The organism is Streptomyces sp. TRM68416, assembly GCF_014596915.1.
Taxonomy (GTDB): domain Bacteria; phylum Actinomycetota; class Actinomycetes; order Streptomycetales; family Streptomycetaceae; genus Streptomyces.
Genome location: NZ_JACVWU010000012.1, coordinates 161,559 through 185,258 on the forward strand (window position 1 = coordinate 161,559; position 23,700 = coordinate 185,258).

Here is a 23,700-nt window from a genome sequence, read left to right on the forward strand (position 1 = left end):
GGGCAGAAGGGGGAGAGCATGTCGGAAGCCTTGGTGGCACTGGCGGCTGCGGGAGGCACCGCGGTGGTGCAGGCGGCCGGTACGGATGCGTGGACGCAGCTCCGGGGCAGGCTGGCGCGGCTTGTCGGACGCGGCGGCGTTGAAGCGGAGCGGCGCACCTTGTCCCGGCTGGACCGTACGGCTGCCGAACTGGCCGATGCGGACGCGGAGGAGATCGGCGCGTTGCGAGCAGGCCATGGACGTGCCTGGCAGGAACGCTTCGAAATGCTGCTCAGCTCGCTGCCGGACGACGAGCGGGAGGTCGTTGCCGCGGAACTCCGGGAGCTCGTCGCCGAGTCGCAGCAGGAACGCCCCGGCGCGCGCAACCACTTCGAGATCAGCGGCGGAACGTTCAATTCACCGGTCCAGATCGCCGAGACCATCCACGGCACGACCTTCAACATCGGCCCGGCGTCGTCCTCTTCCGAAGGCGCGCGAGACCGCACGCACTCCCCGCAGGAAGGGGAAGGTGACGACGGTACGGACCCCGGACCGGCACCGGCAGGGCCCGTACGATGACGCAGCGGCCCGACGGCATCGATGCCGCCGTCGGGCGAAGTGCCGGCGCCCACTACGAGATCAGCGGCGGCACCTATCTCGCCCCGGTGATCCTCGGCGAGAACATCACCCTGCACCTGCCGCGTGCCATCACCCCGGCGATGAACGGCCTGCCGCCCCGCTCCGGGACCTTCGCCGGGCGCGCCGACGCGCTGGAACGGCTCATGGCCGCCCTGGCCCCGCGACCGGAGCGGGGCGACGCCGTGGTGGTTGCCGTCTCCGGGCTGCCCGGCGTCGGCAAGACCGAACTCGTCCTGCAGGCCGCGGACCGGGCCTGCCGCGAGGAGGGCTGGTTCCCGGGCGGGGTGCTCTTCGTCGACCTGCAGGGCTACCGCTCGTCGGAAGCCGACGGCTTCCTGACGACCCACCGGGTGCTGCGCTCCTTCCTCGCCTCGCTCGGGGTGTCCGCCGACCATCTCCCCGACGACGTGCAGGACCTTGCCCGCATCTACCGGTCGGCGCTGACCGCGTACGCCGACCGGAACCGTCGCGTCCTCGTCGTCGTCGACAACGCCGCATCCGCCGACGAGGTCCTGCCGCTTCTGCCCGGGGACCCGCGCGTCCCGGTCCTCGTCACCTCCCGCCATACCCTCTCGGACCTGAGCAACGTTGCCCTGAACGACCTGGAGCCCCTGACCTCCGAGGCATCGCTGGACCTCCTCCGGGAGGAGCTGGCCCGCAAGAGGGGACCGGAATACGGGCGCGTGGAGGATGAGCCCGAGGAGGCCGCCCGGATCGCCGAGCTCTGCGGGCATCTGCCCCTGGCCCTGCAGATCGTCGCCGCCCTGCTGGCCGACACCCCGGAGCGCACCCTCGCCTCCTTCGCCGGTGAACTGAGGGAGGCCGTCCGCCCGTTGGACGGTCTGGAACGCGAATCCTGGGGCGTACGAGGCGCCATCGACCTCTCGTACGCCATGCTGCCCGCCGACCAGGCCCGGGCGGTCCGGCTGCTGTGGCTTTCCGTCTACGACAGCATTTCCACCGAGGCGGCGGCCCGCGCCCTGGACGCCACCGAGGAGGAGACAAGGCGGCTGCTGCGCGCGCTGGCGCGGGCCAACCTGCTCCGCAACACCGGCTCGGACGGCGACCGGTGGAGCATGCACGACCTGATCGCCCAATACGCGGACGAACGCCGCGTGGCGGAGCGCGCGTCACACAACGACCGGCAGTCGCTGCCGCGGCTGACCCGGCACTACCTGTGGACCGCGTCGGAGGCCCATTCCCGCCTGACCTCGCAGGGCGTCTCCCCTTTTTTGGCGACGCTGGCGACTGCTTCCTGGGCGCCCACCGCCACGCCCGGGGCCACCCCGCGCTTCGACAGCCCCCAGGCGGCCCTGGCCTGGCTCGACGAGGAGCGTGACAACCTCGTCACCACGGTCTGGCTGGCCGAGTACAGCGAGGAGCCCCTGCTGTGCGTCGGCATAGCCGTGGCATTGTCCAGCTACCTCGACCTGCGGCATGACTCGGAGAGCTGGCTCCGGGTCGCGACGGCGGCCGTCGACACCGCGGAGAAGGACGGCGACCCGGATCTGCTGGCCAACGCCCTGGACGTTTTCGGCAACGCCTTGCACGCCGCTAACCGGCCCGAGGAGGCAGCGGGCGTGCTGTTCCGCGTGGCGGAGCTCTGCCGAGAGCTGGAGGACCCCGGCGGCGAGGCCCATGCCCTCAGCGCGGCCGCCGGCGCGTTGCAGGACCTGCACCGGCACGACGAAGCCATGGAGGCGCACGCCGCTGCCCGGGCTGCGTACCGGCGTTCCGGCGCCACGGACGACGACCCCCACCTGCTGCGCCGTTACGGCTCGACACTTCGGGCCATGGGACGCTTCGACGACGCGATCGCCTCCCACGACGCGGCCCTCGCCGCGCAGCGCGCCGCCGGAGACCGCGAGGGCCAGGCCGTCACTCTCAGCAACCTTGCCAACGCGCTGGCCGAATCGGGCCTCCACGTGAGGGCCGAAACCGCGTACGCCGAGTCCATCGCCCTCTTCCGGGAGATCGGACACGGCCGCGGGGAGGCCAATGCCCTGCACGGCTTGGCCACGTTGCTGCGCGAGCAGCAACGGAGCACCGCGGCCCTGGACATCGTCGAACAGGCCCGGGAAGTCGCCCGCGTGGCCGGCGATGCCCAGCAGGAGAGCCGCGCCCTGCACGCCATGGGCGTGATCCTGGCGGACCTCGACCGTATCGACGAGGCGTTCGAAGCGCAGCGTGCCGCGCGAGACGTCGCACGCGACGCCGCCGACGTACGGCGTGAAGCGGAGGCGCTCTTCTTCATCAGCCACCTGCTCCACACCACCGGACGGCCGGACGAGGCCATGGAATCCGCGCAGGAGGCGCTGGAACTGTTCCGCGCATGCGGAGACCGGCTCCGCGAGGGCGACGCGCTCAACACGCTGGCCGATGCACTGGACGAACTGGGGGATGTGGAACGGTGTCTCGAAGCGCGGAGGCTGGCCGCCGCCGTGTACGAGGAGGTCGGCGAGCCCCGGCTCGCCTCCACGCTCGCTCTGCTCGGACTGAAGCTGTTTGAGGAGCGGCGTTGGGCCGAGGCCGTCGAACCCCTGCAGCGGGCTGTGGAGCTGTACCGCGCGCGGGGCGAGGGTGCGGCCTCCCTCCTGCTGTTCCTCGGCAGGGCGCTGGTCAAGGAGGGGCGCTACGCGGAAGCGGTGGACATCCTCACGCAGGCCGTGGCCGGGCTCGGCGAACTCACCGCAGCCGGGGACAAGGAGGCGGCCTCGGACGAGGGTGAGGCGCTGCTCTGGCTGGGGCACGCGCTTGAACGCGTCGACCGCCCACACGAGAGAGTCACCGCATACGCCCGCGCCACCGTCCGCTTCCGGTCCCTGGGGGACCGCGACCGGAAGAAGACGGCACTGTCCTGTCTGCAGCTGGCGAGGATCGCCACCGGGACGGCCGGGTGGCGCGGCTGGCTGGAATGGCTCCGGTTGCGGCTCTTCCCCGGTACGGCACGGAAGAACCCGGCCCGGGCGGAGAGCCTGCGGTACCGCACGGTGGTCGACCGCCGCGCCCCAACTCGGGTGCTGCTGACGGCGGTGTTCCTGATGTCGGCACACCTGTTGACGGTGCCCGGCGTGCCGTTCGCCTCACGCCTGGTGACCGTACTGCTGTCGCTGGCGCTGCTGAGCGGAGTCCACGGCATCGGGCGTCGGCTGTGGCGCAAGCAGTCTTCCGAGGTCGAGCGGTGACCGGTGGGTGTGCCGTGCTCAGGGACTGGGGACACACGGCGACACTGGATCAATGTGGGTGGGCGGTTGGTACACCTGCGCGGTTGTATCCCTCGGCGCCGCGAGATCCAGTCCACCAGTGGCGGTTCGCGAGTCCGGCGGCCGTGGAACACCGGGTGCGATGCGGCACAGGTAGCGCATGGCCGGGAGGGCAGCGGCCGTGGGCCCGACGCGGTCGCCCACCTGTGTGTCGATCGTATTCTGGGAGGCGACGGGAAGGATCCGCTGATGAGCGTTGACGCGATCATGCACACCGAGTTCCCCGAGGGATACACAGTCTTCTTCGGTGTCGACGGGAAGGTGATCATGACCCCGCAGAGCGAGGAGCACTCCAGCACGATCCGCTCGATGCAGATCGACACGCTCGCTCTGGGGCGTCGCGCGAAGGTGACGTCCGACGTGTACCTGGACTTCCCGGCCGACGAGAACTCCGCCCCCGACCTGGCGATTCTGCGCGAGGACGCGCAGAAGCAGGGCAAGCGCTACAGCTTCGAGGACGTCCTGCTGATCGCGGAGGTGGTGTCGGTCTCCTCTGCGCGCAAGGACTACGACGACTGCACCGCCAAGTACGGCCGCTACGGCATCCCGGTCTACCTGGTCGTGGACCCGTACGCCGGGGAGGTCGTCGTCCACACCGAGCCCACCGGGACCGGCTACATCACCGCGCGCACACACAAGTACGGCGCGGGCAAGCTCCCCATCGAGCTGGCCGACGGGCGGACCTTCACTCTCGACCTGGACGAGCTGCCCCGGCCCGAACCGGAGACCGGTACCCGTTGATCGTGCCGGTCCGCAGGCGGCACCGGACGGTTGCTGCAAACTTCCTTATGGGCGGGGTGGAAACAGGGTCTTTGTCCCGGCTCTCCGGAGAACCGCAGGTGAGAAGCGTCGCCCTCTCGGGTTCGACCCCCCCTGCGCTCCACCCATGTACACCCCTCTGACCTGCGGAAACGAGGCCGGAGGGGTGTCTTTGATTTCCTACGTGTTCGGCACGATGGAGTCAGCTTCAGCGGCCGGCTCAGAGGTCGTCCACGTCCACCAGGCCGTCCTGGATGGCGCGGGCGACCAGGCTGGCCTTGGTGCGGGCGGGGCGGCCGAGGTTGGCGTACTTGATGCGTACACGGTCCAGGTAGGAGTTGACCGTGCGGACGGAGATGCCGAGGCGCTGGGCGACGAGTTCCTTGGACTCGCACTGGAACCACTCGATGAGGACGTTCTCCTCGCGCGCGGAGAGCTGGGGGCGGTCGGCGCGGGCGTTGGTGCCGAGCGCGCCGGCGAGGGCCGGCGGCATGTAGGGGCGTTCGTCGGCCGCGGCCAGCGTCGCCTCGACCAGGTGCTCCTGGCCCTCGCTCTTGGTCAGGAAGGTCGCCGCTCCCAGGTCCAGGCAGGTGAGCGCGGTCTTCTCGTCGTCCCGCATCGTGTAGACGACCACCTGTCGCCCGGCGTCGACAAGGCGTCGCAGATCGCCGAAGGCGGTGCCGGCCTCGCCGAGTTGCAGGTCCAGGACGACCACGTCGGCGGTGCTGCCCGGCGCGGTCCAGGCCTCCCGTGCGGAGCAGCCGGACGCGATCACGGTGATGGGCCGCGGTGATGCGCCGTACCACATTTCCACGCCCGCGAGGATGGCGGGATGATCGTCGATGACGACCACGCTGACCGGTGCTTCGCTGTTCATGACACGTCAACTCCCGGGGCTGCCGATCTGCTCCAACTGGCCTCCGCCCACACGCTTTCGCCGCGAACTGTTCTCACCACGGACACATACGAGCCGGTGGCGCGGTCGTGCGGGTGGTCGGTCTCTCCCGGGGGCGGGTGGTCGGTCTCTCCCGGGGTGCGGCTGTCGGCGCAGTCCACGCCGACGACGCTCACACGGACGCTGCGGGGGGTCCATACGACGGTCACGCGCGCCGTCGAGCGGGTACGGCCCAGCGTCACCGCCACCGGGTCGATCAGCTGCCTGCGTACCGCCACCGGCGCCTCGCCCGGCCGGCCGCGTACGGCCAGGCTCACCTTCACCCCCTGGTGCTCGGCCACCTCGACACAGGCCCGCAACTCGTTCAGCAGCGGGTCGGCGACAGCGTCGCCCTCGGCGAACAGGCGGCGCATCCGGGCGGCCTCCACCCCGCAGCGCCGCCTGACCTCCTCGTCGTGCGGGCTCAGCGCACCGTGGCCGAGGCCCACGAGCAGCGGCACGGTCGTCGCCGTCAGCGCGCGGTACCGCTCCTTGTGATCGCTCTGCAGGTGCTCGTGGAGACGCTCCCGGGTCCGCAGTTCCTCCTCCCGCGCCGCCGCCGACCCCGCCGCCGGTGCCGTGCCGTGCTGCAGGTGCGTCATCAGTACGCCGACGGAGAACTGGAGGCCGCAGCTGCCGATCGTGGAGATCCCCAGGACGGCCGCCTCGGCGGCGGTCGGCATCCCCGACAGGACCACGGCGGTCGCGTTGAGCGCGATGTGCGCCCCGAGGAACACCGCGTACACCCGGACCCGCAGGTCCGCCAGCAGGAACAGCGCATGCCAGCCGACCACTCCGAACGCCCAGTCCGCCGGCCCCGTCGACTGCTGCGGCGGGAGCGTGAACGCGCACACCGCCGAGGCGGTGAGCACCGCGGCCAGGCTCCCCGCGCGCACCCTCGGCGGGATCTTCCTGCCCCGCAGCAGATAGGCGCCCCCGGCCGCCGCGACGGCGGCGAGACAGACGAAGGCGGCTGTCTGTGCCCAGGCGTGGTGGTAGACGTCCTGGTGGACGACGAGCCGGCGCAGCGAGATGGTGAACTGCCACACCAGGCAGATCAGCAGCGCGACCTGCTGCGCCCCGTGCAGGAGCTGTCCGCGGATCAGGCGGACGACGGCCAGGTGCTGCGCCTGGACGCGGGGCGGGCGCGGTGCGTCGGCCGTCTGCGCCTCGTCCCCTGGCCGTGACGCCTGGGCCCGGTCCTGCCAGCGCCACTGCACGCGGGTCCCGGTGCCCGGGCGGGAGGTGACGGAGGCGGTGCCGCCGACCGCGTGCATCCTGCCGATGACGGACCCGGAGATGCCCCGCCGCCGCGCGGGGACGGACTCCGGGTCGAAGCCCCGCCCCACGTCGGACAGTTCCACGACGGTGGCGTCCCCCTCCGTCCATGCCCTGAGCTCCGCTTCCCGCACCCCGGCATGGCGAGCCACATTGGTGACGGCCTCCCGGACCCCGTTGAAGATCGCGAGCCCGGGCCCGGACGGGATCGTGAGCGGGCCGTCGACGAACGTCTTGAGCTGCACCCTGGCCTGCCCCTCGCCCTCGGGTACGCAGCGGAGCAGCGCCGCGAGGTCGACGCTCCCCGTCTCGAACCCGGGCATCGCGGAGAGCGCCTCCAGATCCTTCCGGGCCCGCGGCGGCAGCCACGACCAGTCCCGGCCGTCGCCCTGGGAGACCATCAGCAGCGTGGCGCTCGCCGTGTCGTGCAGGGTGGCCAGGTACTCGCGCTCGGTCGCCCGGCGTACGGCGGCGATTTCGGCCTCCCGGCGCAGGGCCGCCCTGTTCGCCGCCGACCGGTCGGCAGCCCTGGCCCGCGCCCGGACGATGAGGTAGCCGGCCCTCGACAGGCCCACCTGGATCAGCATGCGCACCAGGGGGATCACGTCGATGCCGTGTCCGGGCGAGGCGAGGAGGTCGCCCAGCGCGCAGGCGGCGACCCCCCACACGGTCAGGGCGGCCCCGGCCACGGGGCGCGTCGCCCACTCGAACTGGAAGGCGATGAGGCTGATGCCCACGACCGCCTCCACCAGCACGTTCGCGTCCTCACCGCCGAGCACCGGCTGGGACAGCCCCGTCAGCAGCACCACGGCCGCGTCCAACGGCCACAGCAGCGCGGGCGGGAGGGGGCGGCGCAGCGAGTAGAGGCGTACCCCGCAGGCGAGGAGAGCGGGCACCAACAGGGCCGTCGCCAGGGGGACTTCCGAACCCTCCGCCAGAACGAGGCCCAGCGCACCGCACAGGCAGACCACGGCGGATCTGAGCCACACCCCGTAACGCTCCACGGTCCGGGTCAGCAGGCGCTCGCTGCTCCCCTGCTCCGCCCCGAGCCCTCCGAGCCCCCCGGGCCGCACCGAATGCGCCTTGAGCCCCACCCCGTGCCCCCCAAGCCCCATGAGGCTGAGGGTAATTGACCGACGAACGAGTCAGCCGCGGATGCGGGGCGAACGATCGGCACACCCCAGGCCGTCTTCGTTCACCTGATTTCCGCCGCCCGTTGGTGTTTCACGTGAAACACCAACGGGCGGCGCACCTCACCGGTGCTCGTCACCGGTGCTCGTCGCGGTCGGCTGCCTCCTCCTCGGCCTCCTTCGCCTGGACCTCCGGGTCGAGAACGGACTGACCGCTGCCGTCCACCGAGGCCAGGCGGCTCGTCTCGGGTACCTCCGTCGCGGCGGGCGGCTCGACCAACCAGTCCGGGTTGGCCTGCTTGTCCCACCACTTCCAGGCGGCGAAGGCCCCGCCCGCCAGGATGCCCAGCACCGCGAGCCCCTTCGCGAGCCGACCGGCGCGTGCACGCCGCTCGTGCCTGCGGATCAGCTTGTGGATCTCCTTGGGCGAGACCTGCCCGCGCAGCGCGGCCAGCGCGGCGGCACTGCGCGCGGCGGCCTCGTCCTTGACTGGCCCCGCCGCGGCTACGGCATGTTCCAGCCGCGGCTTCGAATAGTCGGCCGCCTGCCGGGCAGCTAGGCGGGTACGGACGGCAGCCTCGTGGGCGGCATGGTCGATCTTCGGCGGCACATGCGTGCGGGCCTGCTCCAGACGCGGCGCGACATGGGCGCCGTACTGCGCGCGGGCCTGCTCGGCGGCGACCGATACCTTCGGCGCGAGTCGTACGCGTGCTTCGTGCGCGTAGTGCGCGGCCCTGTCCTTGGCGGTGTCGGCGTAGGGCGCCACCACTTCCGCGGCGTGCAGCACGCTGTCCTTCGCCGAGCCGGTCGCGGCGCGCACGCTGTCGATGCGGGTCACGGGATCCTCCTCCTCGGTGGCGTACGGTATTTCGACTTTCCACCCTTTTACGGATCATGCCTTCGAATGAACGCAGGAGCATGTGAGGGCGGGCATCCGGGTCACACACAGATGAATACGGGACAACGAGACCTTGCCGTCGACAATGCCACGGATCGTCGCCGCGCGCGCCCGGCCCGGAGTCACTCGACCGGATTTCTGCAAGGATCGTGGCGTCACCAGGTGACAGAAGACCGAAGACAACGGAAGGCAGACCGTGGCCGAGCAGCTCTACGCCACCCTGAAGACCAACCACGGCGACATCGAACTCCGGCTTCTGCCGAACCACGCCCCCAAAACCGTCCGGAACTTCGTCGAGCTCGCCGAGGGTCGGCGTGAGTGGACCAGCCCCGTGACCGGCGAGAAGTCCGTCAAGCCGCTCTATGACGGCACGGTCTTCCACCGGGTCATCGCCGGCTTCATGATCCAGGGGGGCGACCCGCTGGGCACCGGCATCGGCGGCCCCGGCTACGAGTTCGAGGACGAGTTCCACCCGGACCTGCGCTTCGACAGGCCGTACCTGCTGGCCATGGCCAACGCCGGCCCGGGCACCAACGGCTCGCAGTTCTTCATCACCGTCGCCCCGGCCGTGCACCTGAACCGCAAGCACACGATCTTCGGCGAGGTCGTCAGTCCGGCCGGTCAGAAGGTGGTGGACGCCATCGCGGCGTGCCAGACCAACCCGCACACCAACCGCCCGGACAGCGACGTCGTCATCGAGTCGGTCGTCGTCGAGACCCGCGAGCACTGACACCGCGGCCGCCGGCCGCCCCGGGGCGGTGCCCGAGGGGAACCAATCGCCCCGCCCGTCCGTAAGGATGAGCGGGGCGAGTGCATGCAGGACGACGACTTAGGGGATCTCATGGACCAGGCGCCAGACAGCTCGCACCAGGCGCAGGGCCTGCCCGGCTGCTACCGCCACCCGGACCGCGAGACCGGTATCCGCTGCACCCGCTGCGAGCGCTCGATCTGCCCCGAGTGCATGGTCAGCGCCTCCGTCGGGTTCCAGTGCCCCGACTGCGTCCGGTCCGGCTCCGGCACCGGACACGCGCCCGGCGCCTCCACCCCGCGCACCCTGGCCGGCGGCACCGTCACGGCCGACCCCCACCTCGTCACCAAGATCCTGATCGGGATCAACGTCATGGTGTTCGTCGCCGTGCGGGCCGAGTCGTCCCTGCTGAACGACCTGGTCCTGCTCGGCGCCTGGCCGCCCGCCCCCTTCACGCCCGTCCAGGGCGTCGCGAGCGGCGAGTGGTACCGCCTGGTGACCTCGATGTTCACGCACCAGGAGATCTGGCACATCGCCTTCAACATGCTCAGCCTCTGGTGGCTCGGCGGCCCCCTGGAGGCGGCCCTCGGCCGCGCCCGGTACCTCGCGCTCTACTTCGTCTCCGGCCTGGCGGGCAGCACCCTCGCCTATCTGCTGGCGTCCCCCACGACGGCCACCCTCGGTGCCTCCGGCGCCATCTTCGGCCTCTTCGGCGCCACCGCCGTCCTGATGCGCCGCCTCAACTACGACATGCGCCCGATCATCGCCCTGCTGGTGATCAACCTGATCTTCACCTTCAGCTGGAGCGGCATCTCCTGGCAGGCGCACATCGGCGGCCTGGTGGCCGGCGTCGTGATCGGCTACGGAATGGTCCACGCCCCGCGGGAGCGGCGGACGCTGGTCCAGTACGGCACCTGTGCGCTGGTGCTGGCGGTGCTCGTCGTCCTCATCCTGGTGAGGACCACGCAGCTCACCTGAGCAGGCAGTTGTCCACAGCGGGTGGCGGATCTTGTGCACACCGTGCGGGAACAGCTGTGCCCCCTGTCACCGACCTGAGTTTCCGCAGGTCAGACAGGGGACGAACATGTTTTCGATTGCCGGTCGTTCCGTCACACCAGCGTCAACCGCCGATGAGTTATCCACAGATCGTCTTTCTTTTCCCCATGTGGAAAACCGCTGTGGATAACTCAGTGGATAGCCCTGGGGAGAGCTAAGTCCACCGGCCCGTGGCCGTCACTTCCACTGCGTGGAGACACCGAATCCGGCGGCGATGAAGCCGAAGCCCACCACGATGTTCCAGTTGCCCAGCGCGTCAATGGGCAGCGAGCCGTCCGTCACGTAGAACACGACGATCCAGGCCAGTCCGAGGACGAACATGGCCAGCATGACGGGGGCGACCCAGCTGCGGTTGGTCAGCTTGATGGCGGTCGCCTGCTTCGCCGGCGGCGGCGTGTAGTCGGCCTTCTTGCGGATACGTGACTTCGGCACGAGGGTCTCTCCTGTCGATGCGCTGCGTGGCCGCGCAGGGAACTGTGGCTGGCTCGGGGCAGCGTACAAGGGGACACTGAGTGCTCCCCCGGGCGTCCGTTAGCGTAGTGCTTCCGTGGCGTTGAAGGAGATAAGGGTACGTTGAGCAATTCTGCCGACTCTCCCCCGTCGGGATCCAGTCCTGTCCGCGGGCGCCGCTTTCGGCCCGTGCGCGTGCTCACCGTGGGCGTCTTCGCCCTCGCGGGGCTCATCTTCTTCACCAGTTTCAATACGGCCAAGGGCACCAATATCCGCACGGACGACTCCTTGCTGAAGCTGTCGGACCTCATCCACGAGCGCAGCCTGGAGAACGGCCAGCGGGAGGAGTCCAACGCCGCCCTGCGCGACGACGTCGAGTCGCTGGCCGCGCGCGGGGACGGCAGTACCAAGGCCGAGGACGAGAAGCTCGCGGCGTTGGAGAAGAAGGCGGGGACCCAGAAGCTGACCGGCGACGCCATCACGGTCACGCTGAACGACGCTCCGCCCGATGCCACCGCCAAGCTGCCCGGCTATCCCGAGCCGCAGCCCGACTACCTGGTGATCCACCAGCAGGACCTCCAGGCCGTGGTGAACGCGCTGTGGGAGGGCGGGGCGAAGGGCATCAAGGTGATGGACCAGCGGCTGATCTCCACCAGCGCCGTGCGCTGCGTGGGCAACACCCTGATCCTGCAGGGCCGCGTCTACTCCCCGCCGTACACGATCACGGCCGTCGGCGACCCGGACAAGCTCCAGCAGGCGCTCTCGGCGAGCCCGGCGATCCAGAACTACATGGTCTACGTGAATGTCTACGGCCTCGGCTGGAAAGTCACCGAGGACGGGACGGTGACTCTGCCCGGCTACTCGGGCACAGTGGATCTGCAGTACGCCCAGCCCGTGGAGTGAGCCCCAGGAGCGGCCGGTGCGTGTAGTCGTCAGGACCGTCAGCGAGCTGTGCATCACCGTCGGCGCCGTGATCGTCCTCTTCGTCGTCTACGTGTTGTTCTGGACCGGCGTGAAGGCCGAGAACGTCATGGACGACCAGATCGACCGGCTCGAGGAGCAGTGGGCGCGGGAGAGCGTACGGCCCACCCCGAGCGGCGCCTCCTCCACCGGCCCGCCGAAGCCGGCGGCGTACAGGAGCGGCGAACCGTTCGCGATCATGTACATCCCGCGGCTTGGTTTCACGTGGAACAAGCCGGTGCTCGAAGGCACCGCGACCGGCACGCTCAAGAAGGGGCTGGGGCACTACGCGAGGACCGCGCAGCTCGGCCAGAAGGGCAACTTCTCCGTCGCGGGGCACCGGCGCACCTACGGCGACCCGTTCAAGGACTTCCCCAGGCTGCGGGCCGGGGACGCGGTGGTGCTGACGGACGGCACGACCTGGTTCACGTACCGGATCGACAAGGGCCCCTACAAGACCGTGCCCAGCGATGTCGGAGTCGTCGATCCCGTCCCTCGCAAGTCGGGATACACCCGCGAGGGCCGCTACCTGACCCTCACCACCTGCGATCCGGAGTGGGGCCACAGCCACCGGCTCATCGTGTGGGCGCACTTGGATGCCACACAGCCGGTCGAGGCCGGGAAACCTGCGGCCCTGCGCCGTTAGTCTGGTGCGGTACGGCGTGAGTCTGGTGCCGTGGCGCTACGGAAGGGACGGCATGTACGGCTGGATCTGGCGGCATCTGCCGGGAAACGCGTGGGTGAAGGCCCTGCTCTCACTCATGCTGGTCGTGGCCGTCGTCTACCTCCTCTTCCAGTACGTGTTTCCGTGGGCCGAACCCCTTCTTCCCTTCGGTGATGTGACGGTGGACAGCGAGTGAGCGCGCGCATTCTGGTCGTCGACAACTACGACAGCTTCGTCTTCAACCTGGTCCAGTACCTGTACCAGCTGGGCGCCGAGTGCGAGGTGCTGCGCAACGACGAGGTGTCGACGGCGCACGCCCAGGACGGCTTCGACGGCGTCCTGCTCTCCCCGGGCCCGGGCAAGCCCGAAGAAGCCGGGGTCTGCATCGAGATGGTCCGCCACTGCGCCGCCACCGGCGTCCCCGTCTTCGGCGTCTGCCTGGGGATGCAGTCGATGCAGGTGGCGTACGGCGGTGTCGTGGACCGGGCGCCGGAGCTGCTGCACGGCAAGACCTCGCTCGTCGAGCACACGGGCCGTGGTGTCTTCGCGGGCCTGCCCTCCCCCTTCACGGCGACCCGCTACCACTCGCTGGCCGCCGAGCCGGAGACCGTACCGGCCGAGCTGGAGGTCACCGCCCGCACCCACGACGGCATCGTCATGGGCCTGCGCCACCGGGAACTCCCGGTCGAGGGCGTGCAGTTCCATCCGGAGTCGGTGCTGACCGAGCACGGCCACCGGATGCTGGCGAACTGGCTGGTGGAGTGCGGCGACCAGGGTGCCGTGGCGAGGTCGGCGGGGCTCGCCCCGGTGGTGGGCAGGGCAACGGCGTGACCCAGCTGCGCCCCGAGCGCGAGTCCGGTGCCTCGTACGGAGAGCGGCCGTACGAGCACTCCGGCGCGCTCGGGGAGTGGTACGACAGCGCGGCCTACGACGGCGACGCGCCCGCCGGTGAACCCTGGATACCGCCCGCCGACGACGAGACGGTGGCACTCCGCATACCCACTGAGTCCATATCCGCCGCTACGGCCCCGTCGGCGCCCCCGGGACCCCACGCCGCCCCCGGCGGCCGTGCGGCCCGCAGAAAGGCCGCCAGGCGGCGCGGCGGGCGTCATGGCGGCGCACCCGAGCCCGAGGAAGCGCAGCAGCCGGACGGCAGACCGCTGTCCCGGGTGGAGGCCCGGCGCCGGGCCCGGGCCCGCAAACCGAGCCTGGGCGTGCTCGTCAGCCGGGCGATCGGCGAGGTGTTCATCACCACTGGCGTGCTGATGCTGCTGTTCGTGAGCTACCAGCTGTGGTGGACCAACGTCCGCGCGCACGCGCAGGCGAACAAGGAGAAGAACAACCTCCAGCAGGAGTGGGAGAGCGGCGAGCGCAGCCCGGGGACCTTCCAGCCGGGCCAGGGCTTCGCCATCCTGCACATCCCCAAGCTCGACGTCGTCGTGCCCATCGCCGAGGGCATCAGCAACAAGAAGGTGCTCGACCGGGGCATGGTCGGCCACTACGCCGAGGGCGCCCTGAAGACGGCCATGCCGCAGGACAAGACCGGCAACTTCGGTCTCGCCGGCCACCGGAACACGCACGGCGAGCCGTTCCGGTACATCAACAAGCTCCAGCCGGGCGATCCGATCGTCGTGGAGACCCAGGACGACTACTACGTCTACAAGATGGCGTCGATCCTGCCGGTGACGCCACCGAGCAACGTGAGCGTGCTGGACCCCGTTCCCAAGGACTCCGGCTTCACCGAGCCGGGCCGGTACATCACCCTCACCACGTGCACGCCGGAGTTCACCAGCAAGTACCGGATGATCGTGTGGGGCAAGATGGTCGAGGAACGGCCGCGCAACAAGGGCAAGCCGGATGCGCTCGTCCAGTAAGGGCAGATGAACAGTGGCAGCCACCACCGAGCAGCAAGAGCTGACGGGCACCCCCGCCTCCCCGCGCCGCCGGGGCACCGGCCGGATCGCGGCGGCGATCAGCGTCTTCGGTGAACTCCTCATCACGACCGGCCTGGTCCTGGGCCTGTTCGTCGTGTACTCCCTGTGGTGGACGAACGTCATCGCCGACCGCAAGGCCGACCAGCAGGGCGACAAGGTCCGCGACAGCTGGGCCCAGGAGGAGAAGGGCGGCCCGGTCGCCTACGACTCCAAGAACGGCATCGGCTTCCTGCACGTCCCCGCGATGACCGAGGACGAGATCCTGGTCGAGAAGGGCACCTCGCCGAAGGTCCTCAACGACGCCGTCGCCGGCTACTACACCGGGCCGGTCAAGGCGACCCTGCCCACCTCCGGCAAGAAGGGCAACTTCTCCCTCGCCGCCCACCGCGACGGCCACGGCGCGAAGTTCCACAACATCGACAAACTGGACAAGGGCGACCCGATCGTCTTCGAGACGAAGGACAAGTGGTACGTCTACAAGGTCTACGCCACCCTCCCCGAGACGTCGAAGTACAACGTCAAGGTCCTCGGCGCGATCCCCGAGGAGTCGGGGAAGACGAAGGCGGGCCGCTACATCACCCTCACGACCTGCACCCCGAAGTACACCTCCCGGTACCGCTACATCGTGTGGGGCGAGCTGGAGCGGGTGGAGAAGGTGGACGAGCAGCGGACGCCGCCGAAGGAACTGCGCGGCTGACCGAGGTCCCTCGACGAGCTCGGCGGAGAAGAACCGACGGCCCCGGCGCCTCCCTGCGGAGGAAGCCGGGGCCGTCGCCGTTCCGTGTCGGCCGGATCAGCCGTTCACGCCGCCGAAGAGGCCGCCGCCGTCATCGCCGCCACCACCACCGTTGCCGTTGCCGAAGCTCAGCGTGGTCAGGGTGATCTGCGTACTGGCGGGGTCGTCGACCTGCTTGCCGCCCTTCGGGTCCTGGTCCCGTACGAAGGCGTTGTCGCTGCCGTCGCCGTTGAAGACGATGTTGGTGAAGCCGGCCTGAGCCAGGATCTGCTTGGCCTCTCCCACCGTCCTGTTCCGGACGTCCGGGACCTGCACCTTCTCCTTCTCGACCTGCTTGCCGATGTTCAGGGTCACCGTGGAGCCCTTGTCGACCTGCTGGCCGGCCGACGGCGTGGTCGAGACGACCTTGCCGGACAGGTTCGGGTCCTGGTTGTCCACCTCGGTGCACTGGGCGGTCAGGTCGTCGCCGATCTGGGCCTTGGCCGCGTCGCAGGTCTGGCCCACCACATCGGGCATCGTGACCTGTTCCTGGGCCTTGGCGACGGTGAGGGTGATGGTGGAGCCCTTCTCGACCTCCTCGCCGAGCTCGGGGTCCTGTGCCGTGACGGTGCCCTCCCGCTCCGTCGACACCTTCTCCACCTTCTTGACGACGAACTGGTACTTGTCGCCCTCGAGCTCGGCCTTGGCGTCCTCGAAGTCGTCGCCGAGCACACTCGGCACCGCCACCTTCGGCGCCCCGGTCGAGACCACCACCTCGATGGTGGACTCCTTCTTGACGTCGGTGCCGGCGGTCGGGGTCTGCGAGCAGATCTTGCCCTTGGGCTGGTCCTCGCAGGGTTTCTCCGTGGACTCCAGCTTGAGTTCCGCGTTCTCCGCCAGCTGTTTGGCGTCGGCCAGCGTGAGGCCCACCAGGGCGGGCGCCTGCGTGGTGTCGTTGGCGACCCCGTTCCCGCTGAAGATCCACTTGCCGATCAGGATCGCGCCGACGAGCACCAGGACCGCGGCGACGGCCAGCAGGATCGTCGAGGTGCTCGACTTCTTCTGGCGGCGGCGGTCGGGGCGGTCGTCGTAGCCGAAGCCGCCGTCGTCCGGGTTCATGGGCGGCAGCATCGACGTGGCGCCGCCGTCCGTGGAGCGCAGGGCCGTCGTCGCCTGGTCGTCGGGGTAGCCGCCGTAGCCGACCGAGCCCATCGCCGCGGTGGCCGCGACCGGCTGGCCGTCGAGGCAGGCCTCGATGTCCAGGCGCATCTCGTCGGCCGACTGGTAGCGGTAGTTCGGGTCCTTGACCAGCGCCTTCAGGACGATGGCGTCCATCTCGGGCGTGATCTCGGGGTCGAAGACCGACGGGGGCTGCGCCTCCTCGCGGACGTGCTGGTAGGCGACCGCGACCGGGGAGTCGCCGACGAACGGCGGACGGACCGTCAGCAGCTCGTACAGCAGACAGCCGGTCGAGTACAGGTCGGACCGCGCGTCCACCTGCTCGCCCTTGGCCTGCTCCGGCGACAGGTACTGCGCCGTGCCGATGACCGCCGACGTCTGCGTCATCGTCATGCCGGAGTCGCCCATCGCGCGGGCGATACCGAAGTCCATGACCTTGACCTGGCCGTTGCGCGTCAGCATGACGTTGGCCGGCTTGATGTCGCGGTGGACGATCTGGTTGCGGTGCGAGTACTCCAGGGCCTGGAGGATGCCGATCGTCATCTCCATGGCGCGCTCCGGCAGCAGCTTGCGGCCGGAGTGCAGCAGTTCACGGAGGGTGGAGCCGTCGACGTACTCCATGACGATGTACGGGATCGACACGTTGTCGATGTAGTCCTCGCCCGTGTCGTAGACCGCCACGATCGCGGGATGGTTGAGCGAGGCGGCCGACTGGGCCTCCCGGCGGAACCGGGCCTGGAAGGACGGGTCGCGCGCGAGGTCGGCGCGCAGCGTCTTCACCGCCACGGTGCGGCCGAGGCGGGTGTCATGCGCGAGGTAGACCTCCGCCATGCCACCACGACCGAGCACCTGGCCCAGCTCGTACCGGCCGCCGAGGCGACGCGGCTCTTCCATAAGCTACCTACCAGCCCTCTCCGTCGGTCCCGACCCGCACGCTCGTACGGTTCGGAGGCTGCCGTCCGGGCCTACCGTACCCGGATCGCTTTGTGTGACCTGGCCAAGCCCGTCAGCCGATACAGGACCGGTATCGCAACGTGCACCGATGTGAGGGCGACGTGATCGGGGTCACTTCTTGCTGTCGATGACTGCCTTCATCACGTCCCTTGCGATCGGTCCGGCGAGACCGCCACCGCTGATGTCGTCACGGTTGGCGGCGCCGTCCTCGACCACCACCGCCACGGCCACCGGGGCACTGCCGTCGGACAGCTTGGCGTAGGAGATGAACCAGGCGTACGGCTTCTCGCTGTTGTTGAGACCGTGCTGGGCGGTACCGGTCTTGCCGCCGACCGTGGCGCCGTCGATCCGCGCGCTGGAGCCGGTGCCCTGCGGCTCGTTGACCACGGCCTCCATCATCTTCTGGAGCTTCTGCGCGGTCTCCCCGGAGACCGCCTGCGACAGCTCCTCCGGGTCGGTCGTCGCGATCGGGTCGAGGTTCGAGGTGAGCTGGTCGACCATGTACGGCTTCATCAGCTTGCCGTCGTTGGCGATGGCGGCGGTGACCATGGCCATCTGGAGCGGAGTGGCCCGGTTGGAGGCCTGGCCGATGCCGTCCATGGCGTTCTGCGGGCGATTGTCCTCGGGGTAGATGCTCTCCGCGGCGCGGACCGGGGTGTCCAGCTCGGGGTTGTTGAACCCGAACTTCTCCGCCTGCTCGATCATCTTCTCGTTGCCGATGTTGTCGGCCAGCTTCGCGAAGACGGTGTTGCAGGACACCATGAGCGCGTACTTCAGGGTGGCGTTCTTGCACTCGCCGTGCTGGTTGGTGAGCGGCTTCGAACCGTCGGTCAGGGGCAGCGGGTACGGGTCCGGCGTCTTGGTGGCCTCGTCGATGCCGGAGACCTCGCCGTTCTCCAGGGCCGCGGCCGCGGTGACCACCTTGAAGGTGGAGCCCGGCGGGTAGACCTCGCGCAGCGCCCGGTTCAGCATCGGGTCGTCGGGGTTGTTCTTCTTCTGTACGGCGTTCCAGGCCTCCGCGTCCTTGTTGGAGTTCCCGGCGAACTTCGACGGGTCGTAGGACGGGGTGGAGACGAGCGCCAGGATCTTGCCGGTGGACGGCTCGATCGCGGCGACGGCGCCCTTCTTGTCGCCGAGACCCTCGAACGCGGCCTTCTGGGCGGCGCCGTTGAGGGTGGTGACGACGCTGCCGCCCTCCTTCTCCTTGCCCGTGAGCATGTCGAGCGTGTTGCGGAAGAAGAGCCGGTCGTCGGTGCCGGTGAGGATGCCGTCCTCCAGCTTCTCCAGCTGGTTGGCGCCGAAGGCCTGCGAGGAGTAGCCGGTGACCGGGGCCCACATGGGGCCGTTGGTCCAGGTGCGCTTGTACTTGTAGTCGCCGGACTCGCTCTCGACGGATCCGGTGATGGCCTTGCCGTCGACGATGATGTCGCCGCGCGGCGTGGAGTAGCGCGCGATGTTGACGCGGCGGTTCTCGGTGTCGTCCGCCAGGTCGTCGGCCTTGACGTACTGCAGGTAGTTGTTGCGGAGGAGCAGGGCGAGGATCAGGAGTCCGCAGAAGACGGCGATTCGGCGCAGAGGCTTGTTCATGACGGTCGGACCACCTGGGTCATCTCGGCGTCGGGGTTGGGTGCGGGCGCGGGCGCCGGGCGGCGAGCGGTGTCGCTGATGCGCAGCAGGATGCCGATCAGGGCCCAGTTGGCGATGACGGACGAACCGCCGTAGGCGACGAACGGCAGCGTCATACCGGTCAGCGGGATGAGGCCCATGACACCGCCGGCCACGACGAACACCTGGAGGGCGAAGGCACCGGACAGGCCGACGGCCAGCAGCTTGCCGAACGGGTCGCGGGCCGCGAGCGAGGTGCGGATGCCGCGCTCGATGATCAGCCCGTAGAGCAGCAGGATCGCCATGACGCCCGCCAGGCCCAGCTCCTCGCCGAAGGTGGCCAGGATGAAGTCGGAGTTGGCGGCGAAGCCGATGAGGTCGGAGTTGCCCTGCCCGAGGCCGGTGCCGAGGGTGCCGCCGGAGCCGAAGGCCCACAGGGCCTGCATGGCCTGCTCGGAGTGGACGATGCCGTCCTGGACGCCCTCCCGGCTGAGCGTGTACTCGCGCATCGGGTCGAGCCAGGCCTGCACACGCGTCTGGATGTGCGGCTCGAAGCTCGCCACGCCGACGGCGCCGACCGCGGACATCAGCAGACCGAAGACGATCCAGCTGGTCCGCTCGGTGGCGACGTACAGCATGATGACGAACATCCCGAAGAACAGCAGGGACGTTCCGAGGTCGGTCTCGAAGACCAGGATGAGGATCGACATCACCCAGATCACGAGGATCGGACCGAGGTCGCGGCCGCGCGGCAGGTACAGGCCCATGAAGCGGCGGCTGGCCAGGGCCAGGGCGTCTCTCTTCACCATGAGATAGCCCGCGAAGAAGACCGCGAGGGCGATCTTCGCGAACTCACCGGGCTGGAGCGTGCCGAGGCCGGGAATCTTGATCCAGATCTTGGCGCCGTAGGTGGGGGCGCTGAGGCCGGGAATCAGCGGCATCACGAGCAGCAGCAGGGCCGCGGCCATCGAGATGTAGGTGTAGCGCTGCAGGACGCGGTGGTCCTTGAGGAGCAGCAGCACGCCCACCAGCAGGGCCACGCCCATCGCCGAGTACAGCAGCTGGCGCGGCGCCGCCTCCACGTAGGTGCGGCTCGCCTGGAGCTTCTCGGACTGGTCGAGGCGCCAGATGACGACCAGACCGAGCCCGTTCAGCAGGGTTGCCAGCGGCAGCATCAGCGGGTCCGCGTACGGCGCGAACTTCCGTACGACGAGATGGCCGACGCCGGCCAGCAGGGCGAGGCCCAGGCCGTAGCCGAGCAGGCCGGTGGGCACCTCGTCGTTGAGCGCCAGACCGACGTTGGCGTAGGCGAACACCGGGATGACGACGGCGAACGCCAGCAGCGCGAGCTCGGTGTTGCGCCGGCTCGGCGCGCCGATGGCGCCGATCGTGGACGTGTGGTGCGTCGACGTGTTGGGAGTACTGCTCATCGTGTGACAGGGCCTCTCACGGCTTGCCTACTGCGTACCGCACTTCGAGACGACCTTCTGCTCTTCCTCCGAGAGGGTGGGTCCGGGAGTGGGAGTGGGTGCGGTGGTGGACGGGGACGGGGAGGTCGACGGCGAACCCGACGGGGTCGGTGTCGGTGACGCCTTGGACGTGAAGGAGGTACGGGTGGTTCCCGTGGTGCCTCCGGCCTCGCCCTCGCCGGTCCTGGAGTTCTGCTCGCTCTCGGCCGCCTGCCGGTCGGCCTGCTTCTTGCACGCGCTGGCCTGCACGGCCAGTTCCTCGATCTTCGCCTCGGCGTTCTTCAGGCCGCCCTCGGTGATCGTCGCCCTGACGGCCTCCTGCTGGTAGGGCGGGAGGTACTTGAGTTCGATCTCGGGGTGGTTCTTCTCCACCTTCGAGAGCGAGACCCAGGCCAGGTCCTGGCTGATGCCGCGGTACAGGGCGACGTTCTCGCCGTTGACGCCGACGTAGTACTGCGTCTGCGTCCAGCGCCAGCCGCCGTACAGACCGCCGCCGATCACGGCGAGCGCGAGTGCGGAGTACAGGGATCTCTTCAGCCACTTGCGGCCCTTGCCGGGCTTGACGAAGTCGTCGTCGCCGTAGCCGCCGAAGCCGTCGGTGGAGATGAAGCCGGTGACGTCGCCGGAGCCGGGCGGGCCGAACTCGCCGCCCCCGCCGCCCTGTCCGGGCACCTGGCGGCCGAGCCCGGAGGCGCGGCCGGCCGGGGTCTGCATGATGCCGTTGTCGTGCAGCTGGTGCTGGTTCTCGGCGACCGCGCCGACCACGACCGGGGTGTCGGAGAGCTGCCCGGCGAGGGTGTCGCCGGTGTCCAGGTCGAGGACGTCCGCGACGATCACCGTGATGTTGTCGGGTCCGCCGCCGCGCAGCGCGAGCTGGATGAGGTCCTGCACGGTCTCCTGGGGGCCCTGGTAGCTGGCGAGGGTGTCCTCCAGGGTCTGGTGGGACACGACGCCGGAGAGGCCGTCGGAGCAGATCAGGTAACGGTCGCCGGCACGGACCTCACGGATGGAGAGGTCGGGCTCGACATGGTCGCCACTGCCCAGCGCGCGCATCAGCAGGGAGCGCTGCGGATGGGTGGTGGCCTCCTCCTCGGTGATGCGGCCCTCGTCCACCAGGCGCTGCACCCAGGTGTGGTCCTGGGTGATCTGCGTCAGGACGCCGTCGCGCAGCAGATACGCGCGCGAGTCGCCGACGTGCACCAGGCCCAGGCGCTGGCCGGTCCACAGCAGGGCGGTGAGCGTGGTGCCCATGCCCTCCAGCTGGGGGTCCTCCTCGACCATCGAGCGCAGCTGGTCGTTGGCACGCTGCACGGCGGTGCCGAGCGAGGTGAGGATGTCGGAGCCGGGAACGTCGTCGTCGAGGGCGACGATCGTGGAGATCGCCTCGGAGGAGGCGACCTCGCCCGCGGCCGCGCCGCCCATGCCGTCGGCGATGGCGAGCAGGCGGGGGCCGGCGTATCCCGAGTCCTCGTTGCCCTCCCGGATCATGCCTTTGTGCGATCCGGCGGCGAAGCGCAGTGACAGACTCATGCGCACCTCGCCCGTCGGCTCCGGGTACATCCGCACGGTGCCCACCCTCCGGTCGGGAGCGCGCCGGGGCCCGTCGTGGGGGCCCACGCCGCGTGCTCGCTCCGCTCGCGCCTATTCATGATGTAGCACTACTTCCGCAGCTCGATGACGGTCTTGCCGATGCGGATCGGCGCGCCCAGCGGAATCGGCGTCGGGGTCGTCAGCCGCGTTCGGTCGAGGTACGTGCCGTTCGTGGAGCCCAGGTCCTCGACGATCCACTGACCGTCGCGGTCCGGGTAGATCCTGGCATGGCGGCTGGAGGCGTAGTCGTCGTCCAGCACGATGGTGCTGTCGTGCGCCCGCCCCAGGGTGACGGTCTGGCCCTGGAGCGCGACCGTGGTGCCGGTGAGGGTTCCCTCGGAGACCACGAGCTTGGTGGGGGCGTTACGGCGCTGGCGGCCCCCGCCGCCGGCCTGCTGGCGCTGCTGCGGCGGCGCCGCCTGGCGGGCCGCCTGCTGCGGCCGGCCGGAGTCACGTCGCGACCCGCGCTGGGTGACGCGCGTACCGAACAGGTCGCTGCGGATGACCTGCACGGCCACGATCACGAACAGCCACAGGACGGCCAGGAAACCCAGCCGCATGACCGTGAGGGTCAGCTCTGACATTGCCCCCGCTTCACCCTTCGGCTTGCCTATAGATAACGGTGGTGCTGCCCACGACGATCCGCGAGCCGTCGCGGAGCGTAGCGCGGGTGGTGTGCTGCCCGTCCACCACGATGCCGTTGGTGGACCCGAGATCCTGGATCGTCGAGGGCGTTCCGGTCCGGATCTCGCAGTGCCGGCGGGAGACGCCGGGGTCGTCGATCCGCACGTCGGCCTCGGTGCTGCGGCCCAGCACCAGCGTCGCGCGGGAGATCTGATGGCGGGTGCCGTTGATCTCGATCCAGTAGCGGGTCCGGCCGCCGGCCACGGGGGCCGGGGGCCGCTGGCCGCCCGCGGGCTGCGGGTAGCCGTAACCGCCGGGGCGGGCGCCGCCCGGGGGCGGCGCGGCCGGCATGGGCGGGGCTCCCGCGGGTGCGGGGGGAGCGGCGGCGGGCGGGTAGCCGTAGCCGCCGGGACGGCCGGGGGCCGGGGCGGCGGGGGCCTGCGGGCCGCCCTGCTGGCTGGTGGAGCCGGCCAGTGTGCGGCTGCGCACCCGGTACAGGCCGGTGTCGAGGTCGTCGGCCTTCTCCAGGTGGACCTTGATGGGGCCCATGAAGGTGTAGCGCTGCTGCTTGGCGTAGTCGCGGACCATGCCGGCGAGCTCGTCGCCGAGCTGCCCGGAGTAGGGGCTCAGGCGCTCGAAGTCGGGCGCGCTGAGCTCCACGATGAAGTCATTGGGGACGACCGTGCGGTCGCGGTTCCAGATGGTCGCGTTGTTGTCGCACTCGCGCTGGAGCGCTCCCGCGATCTCCACCGGCTGCACCTCGGACTTGAACACCTTGGCGAAGGTGCCGTTGACCAGACCTTCGAGACGCTGCTCGAACTTCTTCAGGACTCCCATGGGGCACCTCCTCCGTAGCTGCTTCCGTCCTGCTT

Annotated in this window: 21 protein-coding genes; 11 read left to right on the plus strand and 10 right to left on the minus strand. The window is 69.9% G+C overall.

The features are described from left to right. Positions 1 to 63: 63 nt before the first annotated feature. The 3 genes from ICC28_RS20635 (at position 64) to ICC28_RS20645 (ending at position 4,622) form a co-directional block, all read left to right on the plus strand. A complete protein-coding gene (locus ICC28_RS20635; protein ID WP_188290113.1) occupies positions 64 to 558 on the plus strand; it encodes a hypothetical protein in 495 nt (164 codons plus the stop codon). Next, on the plus strand, positions 555 to 3,803 hold the full coding sequence (locus tag ICC28_RS20640; RefSeq protein ID WP_188290114.1) for a tetratricopeptide repeat protein: 3,249 nt from the start codon (positions 555 to 557) through the stop codon (positions 3,801 to 3,803). The genes ICC28_RS20635 and ICC28_RS20640 overlap by 4 nt, the downstream gene beginning before the upstream one ends. A gap of 267 nt (positions 3,804 to 4,070) precedes the next feature. Further along, positions 4,071 to 4,622, plus strand: a complete 552-nt coding sequence (locus ICC28_RS20645; protein ID WP_188290115.1) for a Uma2 family endonuclease — start codon at positions 4,071 to 4,073, stop codon at positions 4,620 to 4,622. A 238-nt stretch (positions 4,623 to 4,860) separates the two neighbouring features. Here the strand turns inward: ICC28_RS20645 and ICC28_RS20650 are convergent, their stop codons facing one another. The 3 genes from ICC28_RS20650 to ICC28_RS20660 all read right to left on the minus strand — a co-directional run bounded on the left by ICC28_RS20650 (position 4,861) and on the right by ICC28_RS20660 (position 8,820). Next, positions 4,861 to 5,517, minus strand: coding sequence for a response regulator transcription factor (locus ICC28_RS20650; protein WP_188290116.1), 657 nt, complete (start codon positions 5,515 to 5,517; stop codon positions 4,861 to 4,863). After that, a complete protein-coding gene (locus ICC28_RS20655) occupies positions 5,514 to 7,967 on the minus strand; it encodes an ATP-binding protein (RefSeq protein WP_223189158.1) in 2,454 nt (817 codons plus the stop codon). Before ICC28_RS20655 ends, ICC28_RS20650 begins: the two co-directional genes overlap by 4 nt. 151 nt (positions 7,968 to 8,118) lie before the next feature. Further along, the gene (locus tag ICC28_RS20660) at positions 8,119 to 8,820 is read right to left on the minus strand and encodes a DUF5324 family protein (protein WP_188290117.1); all 702 of its coding nucleotides are present in this window, start codon (positions 8,818 to 8,820) and stop codon (positions 8,119 to 8,121) included. Between the two features lie 256 nt (positions 8,821 to 9,076). On the opposite strand from ICC28_RS20660, the gene ICC28_RS20665 reads away from it, so the two are divergent. Then, complete coding sequence (locus ICC28_RS20665; RefSeq protein ID WP_188290118.1) at positions 9,077 to 9,610, plus strand: peptidylprolyl isomerase; 534 nt, start codon at positions 9,077 to 9,079, stop codon at positions 9,608 to 9,610. 111 nt (positions 9,611 to 9,721) lie between these two features. Continuing rightward, entirely contained in the window at positions 9,722 to 10,606 is an 885-nt protein-coding gene (locus ICC28_RS20670) for a rhomboid family intramembrane serine protease (protein WP_188290119.1), read from the plus strand. Positions 10,607 to 10,861: 255 nt separating this feature from the next. Here the strand turns inward: ICC28_RS20670 and crgA are convergent, their stop codons facing one another. Next, positions 10,862 to 11,116 (minus strand): cell division protein CrgA, encoded by a 255-nt coding sequence (gene crgA, locus ICC28_RS20675; RefSeq protein ID WP_188290120.1) that lies wholly within the window; start codon positions 11,114 to 11,116, stop codon positions 10,862 to 10,864. Positions 11,117 to 11,257: 141 nt separating this feature from the next. Between crgA and ICC28_RS20680 the strand changes: the two genes are divergently transcribed. From ICC28_RS20680 to ICC28_RS20705, 6 genes are read left to right on the plus strand one after another with little or no spacing between them, the layout of a single operon-like run. After that, positions 11,258 to 12,037: a DUF881 domain-containing protein gene (locus tag ICC28_RS20680; protein ID WP_188290121.1), complete on the plus strand. Its 780-nt coding sequence runs from the start codon at positions 11,258 to 11,260 to the stop codon at positions 12,035 to 12,037. Between the two features lie 16 nt (positions 12,038 to 12,053). After that, positions 12,054 to 12,740 carry a class E sortase gene (locus tag ICC28_RS20685; RefSeq protein ID WP_188290122.1) on the plus strand — a complete coding sequence of 229 codons (687 nt, stop codon included), beginning with the start codon at positions 12,054 to 12,056 and terminating at the stop codon, positions 12,738 to 12,740. A 16-nt stretch (positions 12,741 to 12,756) separates the two neighbouring features. Further along, positions 12,757 to 12,954 carry a hypothetical protein gene (locus tag ICC28_RS20690; RefSeq protein ID WP_188290211.1) on the plus strand — a complete coding sequence of 66 codons (198 nt, stop codon included), beginning with the start codon at positions 12,757 to 12,759 and terminating at the stop codon, positions 12,952 to 12,954. Next, positions 12,951 to 13,589 carry an aminodeoxychorismate/anthranilate synthase component II gene (locus ICC28_RS20695; protein WP_188290123.1) on the plus strand — a complete coding sequence of 213 codons (639 nt, stop codon included), beginning with the start codon at positions 12,951 to 12,953 and terminating at the stop codon, positions 13,587 to 13,589. The genes ICC28_RS20690 and ICC28_RS20695 overlap by 4 nt, the downstream gene beginning before the upstream one ends. Then, on the plus strand, positions 13,586 to 14,632 hold the full coding sequence (locus tag ICC28_RS20700) for a class E sortase (protein ID WP_188290124.1): 1,047 nt from the start codon (positions 13,586 to 13,588) through the stop codon (positions 14,630 to 14,632). Before ICC28_RS20695 ends, ICC28_RS20700 begins: the two co-directional genes overlap by 4 nt. Before the next feature lie 13 nt (positions 14,633 to 14,645). Beyond that, the gene (locus tag ICC28_RS20705; RefSeq protein ID WP_188290125.1) at positions 14,646 to 15,389 is read left to right on the plus strand and encodes a class E sortase; all 744 of its coding nucleotides are present in this window, start codon (positions 14,646 to 14,648) and stop codon (positions 15,387 to 15,389) included. 96 nt (positions 15,390 to 15,485) lie between these two features. Here ICC28_RS20705 and pknB read toward each other — a convergent pair whose 3' ends face one another. From pknB to ICC28_RS20735, 6 genes are all read right to left on the minus strand, one after another. Next, positions 15,486 to 17,480 (minus strand): Stk1 family PASTA domain-containing Ser/Thr kinase, encoded by a 1,995-nt coding sequence (gene pknB, locus ICC28_RS20710; RefSeq protein ID WP_188290126.1) that lies wholly within the window; start codon positions 17,478 to 17,480, stop codon positions 15,486 to 15,488. A gap of 171 nt (positions 17,481 to 17,651) precedes the next feature. Then, the gene (locus ICC28_RS20715; RefSeq protein WP_188290127.1) at positions 17,652 to 19,127 is read right to left on the minus strand and encodes a peptidoglycan D,D-transpeptidase FtsI family protein; all 1,476 of its coding nucleotides are present in this window, start codon (positions 19,125 to 19,127) and stop codon (positions 17,652 to 17,654) included. Next, positions 19,124 to 20,575, minus strand: a complete 1,452-nt coding sequence (locus ICC28_RS20720; RefSeq protein WP_188290128.1) for an FtsW/RodA/SpoVE family cell cycle protein — start codon at positions 20,573 to 20,575, stop codon at positions 19,124 to 19,126. The genes ICC28_RS20715 and ICC28_RS20720 overlap by 4 nt, the downstream gene beginning before the upstream one ends. Before the next feature lie 27 nt (positions 20,576 to 20,602). Beyond that, entirely contained in the window at positions 20,603 to 22,144 is a 1,542-nt protein-coding gene (locus ICC28_RS20725; RefSeq protein WP_223189159.1) for a Stp1/IreP family PP2C-type Ser/Thr phosphatase, read from the minus strand. Positions 22,145 to 22,272: 128 nt separating this feature from the next. Then, positions 22,273 to 22,788 (minus strand): FHA domain-containing protein, encoded by a 516-nt coding sequence (locus ICC28_RS20730; protein WP_188290129.1) that lies wholly within the window; start codon positions 22,786 to 22,788, stop codon positions 22,273 to 22,275. Between the two features lie 10 nt (positions 22,789 to 22,798). After that, on the minus strand, positions 22,799 to 23,665 hold the full coding sequence (locus ICC28_RS20735) for an FhaA domain-containing protein (protein ID WP_188290130.1): 867 nt from the start codon (positions 23,663 to 23,665) through the stop codon (positions 22,799 to 22,801). Positions 23,666 to 23,700: the final 35 nt, after the last annotated feature.